The organism is Xenorhabdus innexi (assembly GCF_002632485.1).
GTDB lineage: Bacteria > Pseudomonadota > Gammaproteobacteria > Enterobacterales > Enterobacteriaceae > Xenorhabdus > Xenorhabdus innexi.
The window spans coordinates 57046-67294 of the sequence record NZ_NIBU01000001.1 but is presented as its reverse complement, the minus strand read 5'-3'; the positions used below and the strand labels follow the sequence as shown (position 1 = coordinate 67294).

Annotated in this window: 5 protein-coding genes; all 5 read right to left on the bottom strand. The window is 48.9% G+C overall.

Going from position 1 to position 10249, the window contains the following annotated elements; genetic code table 11:
• Positions 1-21: 21 nt before the first annotated feature.
• Positions 22-798 (bottom strand): amidohydrolase, encoded by a 777-nt coding sequence (locus Xinn_RS00265; protein ID WP_086953265.1) that lies wholly within the window; start codon positions 796-798, stop codon positions 22-24.
• Positions 799-884: 86 nt separating this feature from the next.
• Positions 885-2117, bottom strand: a complete 1233-nt coding sequence (locus Xinn_RS00260) for an SDR family oxidoreductase (RefSeq protein WP_086953266.1) — start codon at positions 2115-2117, stop codon at positions 885-887.
• 47 nt (positions 2118-2164) lie between these two features.
• On the bottom strand, positions 2165-2932 hold the full coding sequence (locus Xinn_RS00255; RefSeq protein ID WP_086953267.1) for an SDR family NAD(P)-dependent oxidoreductase: 768 nt from the start codon (positions 2930-2932) through the stop codon (positions 2165-2167).
• Complete coding sequence (locus Xinn_RS00250; protein WP_086953268.1) at positions 2929-5775, bottom strand: PfaD family polyunsaturated fatty acid/polyketide biosynthesis protein; 2847 nt, start codon at positions 5773-5775, stop codon at positions 2929-2931. The genes Xinn_RS00255 and Xinn_RS00250 overlap by 4 nt, the downstream gene beginning before the upstream one ends.
• Positions 5772-10187: a polyketide synthase family protein gene (locus Xinn_RS00245; RefSeq protein ID WP_086953269.1), complete on the bottom strand. Its 4416-nt coding sequence runs from the start codon at positions 10185-10187 to the stop codon at positions 5772-5774. Before Xinn_RS00245 ends, Xinn_RS00250 begins: the two co-directional genes overlap by 4 nt.
• Between the last annotated feature and the right edge of the window lie 62 nt (positions 10188-10249).

Here is a 10249-nt window from a genome sequence, read left to right as displayed (position 1 = left end):
GCTGTTCCTTTAACATGACGCTTACAAAGCAAATGGATCGGCATCTTTCAGGAAAGGAAAGCGTTCTCTGGTATCCCGCACATGAGCAAGCGAGAGAGTCATGGTTTTCACTGCCTCGCATTCCCTCTCGTGCAGCAGGATTTCTCCCAGTGGCTCAATCAGCATTGAGTCGCCCGTGTAGTCGAGCTGATTCCCATCCTGCCCGACCCGATTCACCCCGATGACATAACTCTGGTTTTCAATTGCACGGGCCTGTAACAGAGTGCGCCAGTGAAGTGAGCGTCTGGCTGGCCAACTGGCGATATAGAGCGCAGCATCATAACGTTCATTGAGATTGCGTGACCAAACCGGAAAACGCAGGTCATAACAGATAAATGCTGCGATTTTCCATCCTTTGAAATCAACAATCAGCGGGGTATTGCCTGCGGTATATTCGCGATCTTCGTGAGCGAAAGTGAAAAGGTGCTTTTTGTCATAATGGGCGATAGAGCCATCTGCATTCACCCATAAAAGACGGTTATAGAAATGCTGATTTTCGGTGATGATCATACTGCCGACGATGGCACAGTTTTTTGCCGCCGCCTGTCTTTGCATCCACTGAATGCTCGGCCCATCCATCGTTTCAGCAATGGCTTGTGGCTTCATACTGAATCCGGTCGTGAACATCTCCGGCAGAATGATCAGATCACTGTCAGTTATCTGTTCAATGTGATGCTCAATATGTTCACGGTTTTTTGCCGCGTTCTCCCAAACTAAATCAGTTTGAACCAACGTTACTCTGAGATTTTGTTCAATCATTACAGACTCCGTTCAATATTTTTTTATTAAAATTTTCCGGCATATATCCAATGGATTTCGAGTTGCTTGAAAGACGACGGGGATATCTATAAATCAGCATCAAACAACGACTCCATATACCCGCTCTGTGCCGACAGTTTGCGGATTTCCGCCTTTTCTCCCTGTTGTTGAGGAGGCGGAATAAATCCACTCTCAATCAGGTAGTTGAAATAGCAGAAAAGCAGTTTTTTATCCGATGGCGGGCACTGGATACCGCTGCCGCTGAGCAAATTGGCGGTTATCTCTGTGGCAAATTTCGCGCTTTCGCTCATTTCCAGACTGTTATGAACCAGCGCCAGAATATCGGTAAAAACGGAACGATAAGGCTGTCCGTTGAGATACAGACAACTCTGCGCCAGCGCTTCCATATAAGTGTCATTGTCAATGGTTTCAATGCGGTAGCCGAATTCCCGCAACAGAGAAGTGATGCCGTTGAAAGTCAACGGATTAGGTGTTGTCAGATGCAGGGTAGTGCCATTAAATTTTTCGATATCACAAATGGCGTACAAAGAGGCTTTCGCAACATAGTCAACGGGAGAGATATCAAAATCTTCTGTCGAACTGAAAGTCAGTCCGGTCTCCACCAGTGCCCTGATCATTTCGTAATAGATGCCTTTGACCCTGGCATTTCTCAATGGATAGCTGCCATCGGTGCTGTCACCCCAGATATTGCCCGGACGCACAATTACCCATTTAAGCCCTCTTTCACCCGCACGATGAACAACCTGTTCAGATTCAAATTTGGTGCGTTCATAATCCATGTCATCGAACCGCTGCCCCACATCCAAATCCGTTTCGTGCAGGACAAAACCTTTGCGATACAGAAAATCACCCACCATGCTGAAACTGGAGGTATAGAGCATGGGAATATCGCCCCGCAGGCAGAACTCAATGACATGCTGGGTTCCCGTCACATTAACAGCAGCCAGCCGGCTATAGGACGCCACCAAATTAGTCAATGCCGCACAATGGATCACCCGATCAATATTAGCGGTCAGCTCAGAGTAAATATCTTCTGTCAGCCCAAGATTTGTTTCCGTAATGTCACCTAATACAGGAATAATGCGCTGAACGCTGTCCCGGCATTGCTGTTCCTTATCGTAGGTGAACAAAAAGCCTTCCAGACGTTCCCGTGCCTGTTGATTATTTTCAGCTCTTATCAGGCAATAAACATTCGCATCTGTTGTCGTCAGGATTTCAAGTAAAATCCGTCCTCCCATAACACCTGTTGCACCGGTTATCAGGATGTTTCTGATAGACTTGTTGGTGTACTGAAGCATACTCATCCCCTTCCCTCTTTCTCGGTTTAGCTTATGGTTGGTTTATCTTATAAAGTGCCGACCCGCATCCCGCCATCCAGCGGGATCACAGCGCTATTGAGATAATTGGTTTTACAGTTCGCCAGAAATCCGACAACTTCTGCCACATCATCGGATGTTCCCCAGCGTCCGACCGGAACAATGGAGCGCACAATCTTATCTTCCGCCGCTGATTCCATCGGTGCTGAATTGACAAACTGCTCCAGCATGTCGGTTTTACAGACGCCCGGCGCAATCGCTGTCACACTGATATTCAGGGGGCCAAGCTCACGCCCCCAAGATTCTGTGGCAGAAATCAGCCCCGCTTTTGATGCGCCATAGGCAGCGCCGCCCGCTGCCCCCCAAATACCGGCAATAGAGGCAATATTGATAATGCGTCCATATCTCTGCTCCGCCATGTAACGAACAAATGTTGAGGTACAGTTGAAAGCCCCGGTCAGGTTAACGTCGATCACTTTGGCGGCCTCCGGCAATCCTTTACCGGACAGGCAGAAAGTCCGGTGAATAATGCCGGCATTGTTCACCAGTACGGCGATTGTTCTGCCGAATGTTTTAGTGATCTGTTGTGCCGCCTGCTCAACAGAGACAGCATCAGTCACATCCATCTCAAAAATCGCAAGGGATTCCGGTTGTCCGAGGCGTTCTTCCAGAAGCATCAGTTTTTGTATGCAGATATCCGTTGCAGCCACCAGATACCCCAGATCCAGCAAAGTCTTGCTGATCGCAGTGCCGAATCCCCCTGCCGCCCCGGTGACAACAGCGATTTGCCGACTCATCTGCCCGTTCCTTCTTTAAACGCGATATCAATGACTTTGCGGACGTTTTCCATTGCATCGAAGATCCGTTCTTCAAAGAAACGCACATCATCCTGTGACATCAGCAGGTTGGGATACATGCGCGACAGTGGCGAGAACTGAATTCCATAACGTTTGGCAATTTCACGGATGATAATGTCGCAGAATTTAACTTTATCGCTGTAACCTTCCGTAGACATGACAGGAGTGTCCTGAGAGTGATAAACCAATGCGGTCGGCATACCCTGTACCACCAGCGGTAAATCAACCGCTTTTGCCGCTTTCACAAATACATTGGAAATCTGGCGCATGATGTCGCCCATGCGGTCATAACAGCCGGGGTCCTGCTCAATAAGTCTGAATGTGGTCTGAATGGCGGCCAGTCCGAGCGGATAGCCGTTGAAAGTCCCTGCGTGAATAACTTTACCACGGGTATAGAGGTTCATGATGTCACGACGTCCGGCAATGGCCGAGATTGGCAAAGCGCCGCCGCCCAATGCTTTACCGAAAGTTGCCAGATGAGGAGTAACCCCCAGTATTTTCTGCGCGCCTCCCAGCCCCAGACGGACACCAGTGATTATTTCGTCGAAAATCAGCACAATATTGTATTTTTCACACAGTGCTTTGGTTTTTTCCAGATAACCTTCAACGGGGAAAATACCGCCACCATTAATACAGAGCGGTTCCATCAGCACAGCGCCAATTTCATCGTGATAGCGCTCGACAGTCTCAGTCAGAATATCAATGTCATTCCACGGCAACATAAAAGATTGATCGGTAATGACGTTAGGATCACGTCCCAGCGTATCCAACAAGTCACCACTAAACTGCTCCGGCACCGGATACGTCAGATCCTGCTTCTTGCGCCAGCCCATGATATTGTCTGCATTGCCATGATAATGGCCATGAAAACGGATAAAGCGGTTTTTACCGGTAAAAGCACGGGCAAGGCGCAGCGCATTCTGGACCGCCTCCGTTCCGCTCAGGCAGAAACGCACCATTTCGGCACAGGGAATATGTTTCACCATCGTTTCACAAACGCCGACTTCCAAATCACAGGTGTCAACAGAAGTGACTTTATTCATGTATTCGATCAATGAGCTGTTGTAAGCCTCATTGTGGTGTCCGACCAGTAATGCACCGAATTTACAGAACAAATCCAGATGCTCATTTCCATCCAGATCCCACACACGGGATTTGTCACCGCGATTAAACGGTATAACCAGCGGACGCTCAGGATCACCAAAGTTATAGTGTGACCCGCCGGGCATCAAATCCCAGCATTTTTTATAAAAGCCTTTTGAATTATCCAGACAGAGTTTTGTTGAAGCATCCATAGATTCTTTACTCCTCACCTTTGGTTTTTGGTCGGATTCTTGTTTTTGTTCAGGGGAATCAATATGTTCAGGAAAAACGCTATTTTCAGGAGAAACAACGTTGAGTAATTCAAGTAATGCGGTACGGGCAAGAGAGGCGGCACCGTCCATCAGCAATCTGGCGATATCACTGACACGCCTGTTTTCAACCGCTTCAAAAGGTGTGCCTTTCAGCCACTCGTTCATGGCTCCCATTGCCGAACCGCACCAGATTTGATAATCCATATTACGCGCAGGATCACCGGTAATCGCCCAGCGGGAGGATTGACCGAGATACCACTGGAATATCAGTGCCATTTTTTTCTTCGGCTGTTTTTCGGCTTTGGTAATGGTGTCAGGCTGGTTGAGCGTGTGGAAATAGCTGATGGTTTGCTGCCAGATCGCTGCCAGAGGCTGATGAAATACCTGTTTTTCCAACAGGGTAATTTCTTGTTCCGGCAGATCATCCAGACTGTCGTACTGCTTATACAGGTTGTACAGCTTCTGAGCGCGCACGGCATACATGCTGCCCTGTTTCAAAACCTGCACTTTAGCGCCCAGTTCAAACATATCTGCTGATGGTGCCGTGGCAACATCACTGATGCGGGCTTGTCCCAACATTTTTTTCACGGCGGCGGAAGTGCCCGCCTCCACACAGCTCTGGTTAACTGAACCGGTCACGACATAAGCCGCTCCCAGTGCAAAAGCCGCCAGAATCGCATGAGGGGTTCCCAGCCCTCCCGCTGCACCAATCCGAACCTGATAGCGGTTCTGATCCTGAATCGGGCTTTTAACTGCGATTTCATCCCGCAGATGCACAACCGAGCGGAAAATACAGGCCAGCACGCCCTGATCGGTATGTCCGCCGGAATCACCCTCTACCGTGATGTCATCGGCCATTGAAACCTGTCGTGCCAGTTCTGCCTGTTCAGCCGTGATAAGCCCGTCTGTCAGCAATTTTTGCAGCAGGTTTTCAGGTGGCGGACACAGGAAATGCTGTGCCACTTCCCTGCGGGAGACTTTGGCAATCAGGCGGTGGCGGCGCAGAATTGTGCCATCAGGCTGTTGAGCCAGCCCACTGGCACGGTAATAAACCAGTGCCGGACTGAGATTGATATAGGCCGAGGCTTCAATGACCCGAACCTGATTTTCTATACACAAACGAACACAGGCCATTTCCCACTCAGGGTTGCCGGGGTTATGCAGTAAATTGACCCCGAACGGCCCTTCCGGTAATACCTGCCGGATACGTGAAATGGCTTCTGCGATCCGTGGAATATGCAAGCCACCGGAACCGAAGATCCCCAGAATGCGCTGACTGCCTAATGCAATGACCATCTCTTCGGAGTGAATACCGTTCGCCATTGCGCCAACATAATAGGCGTAATCCACGCCATAATCCGCCCTGAAAGCGGCATCACCCAAGCTGCCTGCGGTTATTGCCGACAAATGTGCTTTTGCCTGATTCATTCTGAAACTCCCTGTTCCTGAACTGCGCTATCTGCCCCTGAATCAGCCCCTGTCGCTTGCCGGAGTTGACGACGGATGTATTTCACCCCCATGTTGTCACTGATACCCACAACATTGCCGCGATAAAGGGTTTCCGCGATGAAAAACAGCGTGATCGATTGCAATTGGTTATTCTTTGTTGCTCCGTTAACGGTTTCGTCATAACGGGCATCAATGGATTTACAGGTCAGCCGGTATTGCAGCGCACTCCGCTCACATTTCACTTCACCACGGAATTTGGCACTGGTTGTATGGTTGGTCAGGGTCTGTGCTTCCATATCCGGCAGGGAATGTAATCCAAGATAGAACAGATAGAATTTCATTAACTGTTCCGAACCTTCCACCAGCAATGTTCCGGGCATCACCGGATCATTTTTGAAATGAGCCCTGAATGCCCAATGCTCAGGATCGATATCAAACTCACCGATGATCTGCCCCAGACCAAACTCACCGCCCGTGGTGTTAACACTCAAGATCCGGCTTAACATGCGGGTATCCGGCGTACACAGATTGTTGTTATGCATGTGACCGTACTGAGAACCGAAACAGGCAGCCAGATCACCTTTCATCACACGAATGATGTCCTGTTCGGTAAATGTTGTCCGGGAACAGTGCAACAGCCCTTTGACGTTACCGGTAACGACTTCTCCGGTAACTTTGGCTTTGTCTTTGACAAAATAGGCTCTGGTATCAAAGTCTCCCGCTTTTTCAATTTCTTTGCGGCTAAAGAAACCTGATGTGGCGGCTAACCGGAATACCAGACGCTCCCCCACGTAACAGAAGTATTCATAATTTGCCAGAAAACGGCCGCCTACCCGCATGACAGAGGTGATATTGACCCTTCCGCGCAGAACTTCGCCTGCCCTCGGCATTTCGCTGTAAATTGTCGTGTTACAATCCACGGCACGGTAGCAAAGCTGCCCTTTGAACATCATGTCGCAGCCAATGACAGTAAATGCCACGATCATCGCGTGGGATGATTCCAGAGCAACGAAGGAAGGAACCCGACCATCTACCGCATACCACGCATTCTCAGGAATGTCGTATTCCCACTCGATATAACATGGCTCCAGTTTGCCTTTCACGGCAGAAAGACCCGTAATGCGGGAAACAAACATAAACGGTGGCGACGGCATACGGGTGCGGATCAGATAGCTGTCCACTTCGGCATAATCAGCACCCAGAATTTTCTCTACGCTACCGTCGGTCAATTCCAGTAACTGTTGTTCGTTAAAAATAACGGGTTCATCAGAAATAACGGGAGAAATGGCCGCCGCTATTTTCGGAACGGAAAATTGTGTCAGATGCTGTTTTATCAATTGGTAAAACGTCTGTTCCAGTTGCAGATAACGTAGTTGGGTATTGGCATTGCGGATAAAATGGCTGACTTCCAGCGATTGGGGAATTGTATTCCGCGAGACAGACGGTGATGCGGCAACCGTGGCAATCGGTGCGAAACGCGCCATTGTCTCTGTATTGAGAATAAATTCCTCTACCGTTTTTTCTCTCGCAGTATAGACCGTCACTTTCAGGCCGGATTGCTCCGGCACCGGAAGGCCGGTTGGACGCGCACGTTTTCCGTGCTGGGATTCACTGAAAATCACATGGTTGTAAGACCGATCAATACCTACATGGCTGACAGCAGCGCGGCGCGGCGCTTTAGTCGGAGCAGGCCAGACCTGAGTCTGTGTCGGTAAGCGGAATTTTCCCGCTGCATAATGTGCCAGCATCTGACGATGGGGGTAATCCGGCAATACCGGCAGATACCGCTGTGCCAGTTGCAACGCTGATTTGATAATACTGAGCAGCCCCGCAGTGGCAGACAAGTGGCCGAAATTGGCTTTCAGAGTCCCAATGGCAACCTCTGGTTTCCCGCTTGTCGTACCATAGACCCGCCCGAGGGCCGATAATTCGGTCGCAATTTCCCCTGATTTTCCGCCTGCATGCAGTTCGATGTAGTCAATCTGATCTGCGCTACAACCGGCTGCGTTCAGGCTTGATCGGGCTGCTGCCACCATAGCCTCTTCACTCGCTTTGAGATCACTGGCTGTAAAGTCAATAGAACGCCCCGGAATATGACAGGTGCCGATACCATCCAACAGGGCATAAATCGGGGTATTGTCGCTGATAGCATCCCGTTCACGTTTGAGAACAATCGCGCCACCGCCATCTCCGACTCTCTGGTTGCCATGTTCGGACTGATGATCCCACAGCACATTTTCCAGACTACCGCTGAAACTGGCACCGACAATCATCACTGCATCCACATGTTGTCTGGTCAGCATAAACTGAGCCAGCTCCAGCGCCTTAAACGGAGAACTCTCTTCACCGTAGAGCGTAAATGCCGGGCCATTCAGCTTCAGATAGGCTGCCAGACGACTTGCTGCAATATTACCTATCCCCCCCGTAATACCTTCGGGGTAAGGTTGCGGAAACAGGCTGTCTTTAACGATTTCCTGCAAAACAGCACTATCTTCTTCCGACAATTCAATACCGCAATTGCTGAGGCTTTTTTTCAGTTGCCAGCTAATTTCATTACGTACCTGATAACGCAGGCAGCTATAGTCAATGCCGCCAGTGACAATAACAGCAATATTGCGTTTGCTGCCATCCAGCAGATAACCCGCATCAAGAAAAGCACGTTCCGCGATAGGAAGTAAGAACAGGTGGCAACTTAAATGCGCTCCGACGACATTGGGCGGCAATCTGAACTTCTGACAGTCAAATGCAAAAGTTTCGATGTAAGCACCTAACGGTGGCTGGCTGATCCCCCGCATTGCCAGAACATCAGGGCGTTTTTCCATGCCAATCCAGCGTGTTTTCGGCAAAGGATAAAAATGCTGAGTGCCTTGTTGTAACGCCTGATCCAGTGTCTGGTTATCTTCCGTCTTCGCCAGATGAACGCCAATACCAACAATGGCCAGCCGCTCACTTTTCTGCATTTTTTCTGACGGCACTTTTTCCGGTTGAGTGCGTCTACAAGCTGCACGCCGTTCTGGAGTATCTTCACTCACCACCATATGACCGTTAACACCGCCAAAACCAAAAGCATTAATACCGGCTCGTTTGGGACGCTGACTCACGGGCCAGGGTCTTGCTTCCCGCACAATATGGTCGATATTGAGCTTGCCTTTGGGGGTCGTAACTAACTGATTGACGCGGGGTGTGGCAGGGATCAGGTTATGCTGCATCGCTAGCAATACTTTCAGCAGGCTGCCCATACCGGATGCTGTGAGCATATGTCCATTGATGACTTTGTTCGCCCCCACTAATGGGATCTTGCTTTGCTCATCATGGTGTTGCTCGCTACAGGCAGGCTCACCAAAAAAAGTTTCGATAGTGGATAATTCGGTCTGATCGCCAATATTGGTTCCCGTTGCATGGCACTCAATGTAATCAATATCCCGTGGGCTATTCTGATAGGCGCGTTCCAGTGCAATGTGCTGTCCTTGCTGATCGGGAACTAACAAATGTTTCGTACCTGCATCGTTAGACAGGCCAATAGATTCAACGATGCCATAGATTTTATCGTTATCACGGACAGCATCGGCATAACGCTTAATTGCAACAATGCCGACCCCTTCACCGGCTTTGACCCCTTTGGACGATTTATCAAAAGGAATGGAATCACCTTTTTCGGGGAAAACCTGCAAGATATTAAATCCGTGGTCAATGTAGATATGATCGGTACAGCAAATCGACCCGACCAGCATCATATCTGCCTTGTGACTGAGAAGATAATCGGCTCCCAGTTGAATGGCATACAGTGCCGATGCACAGGCAGCATCAAGACAATAACGAGGCCCCGCCAATCCAAGCGCCAGCGCAGCAATGGTGGCATTGTGTCCGCCAGTCATTAAATTCTGCTCAGAATGAGCTGCTTGTGGCCAGAATTGATCAAACCGGAAATCCGGTCGTCCAATTAATTTTTGAATATAAGGTTGTAATATTTGGTGATAGAACGGATTAATTAATTGTTTCGTGGAATGCGTCGGCATAGCAATATTACCGAGAATTAATCCCGTTTTTTGTAATATATTTTCATTCCGGCGATAACCGCTGTCATTTAATGCCTGATCTGCGGCATAGATTGTCCATTTAAATAGATTATCCAGCGTGTTTAATTCTTCTTCCGGTAAGTTATAACCTTTACCGTTGAAATGAAAATCACGGACATGTCCATTATTAATATAATTAATTGTGTCAGGTTTTCCGGCAACCGGAGAATAATAACAACTCGGATCAACCCCTAATTCCAGTGCCGATAACGGTGTGGAACCCTCTTTTTCCTGTAAAAGATTATCCCAATATTTTTCCGGGGTATCTGCTCCGGGAAATAAACACCCGATCCCAACAATTGCAATATGTTCCATAAAGGAGAGACTCCTTAATATAATGGTGCTTCAGCAATATTTATAAGGCGTAATTATTTTTT

Coding starts and splice junctions, on each gene's coding strand:
- Xinn_RS00260 (WP_086953266.1), bottom strand. CDS start 2,117: ATGCTTCAGTACACCAACAAGTCTATCAGAAACATCCTGATAACCGGT.
- Xinn_RS00265 (WP_086953265.1), bottom strand. CDS start 798: ATGATTGAACAAAATCTCAGAGTAACGTTGGTTCAAACTGATTTAGTT.
- Xinn_RS00255 (WP_086953267.1), bottom strand. CDS start 2,932: ATGAGTCGGCAAATCGCTGTTGTCACCGGGGCGGCAGGGGGATTCGGC.
- Xinn_RS00245 (WP_086953269.1), bottom strand. CDS start 10,187: ATGGAACATATTGCAATTGTTGGGATCGGGTGTTTATTTCCCGGAGCA.
- Xinn_RS00250 (WP_086953268.1), bottom strand. CDS start 5,775: ATGAATCAGGCAAAAGCACATTTGTCGGCAATAACCGCAGGCAGCTTG.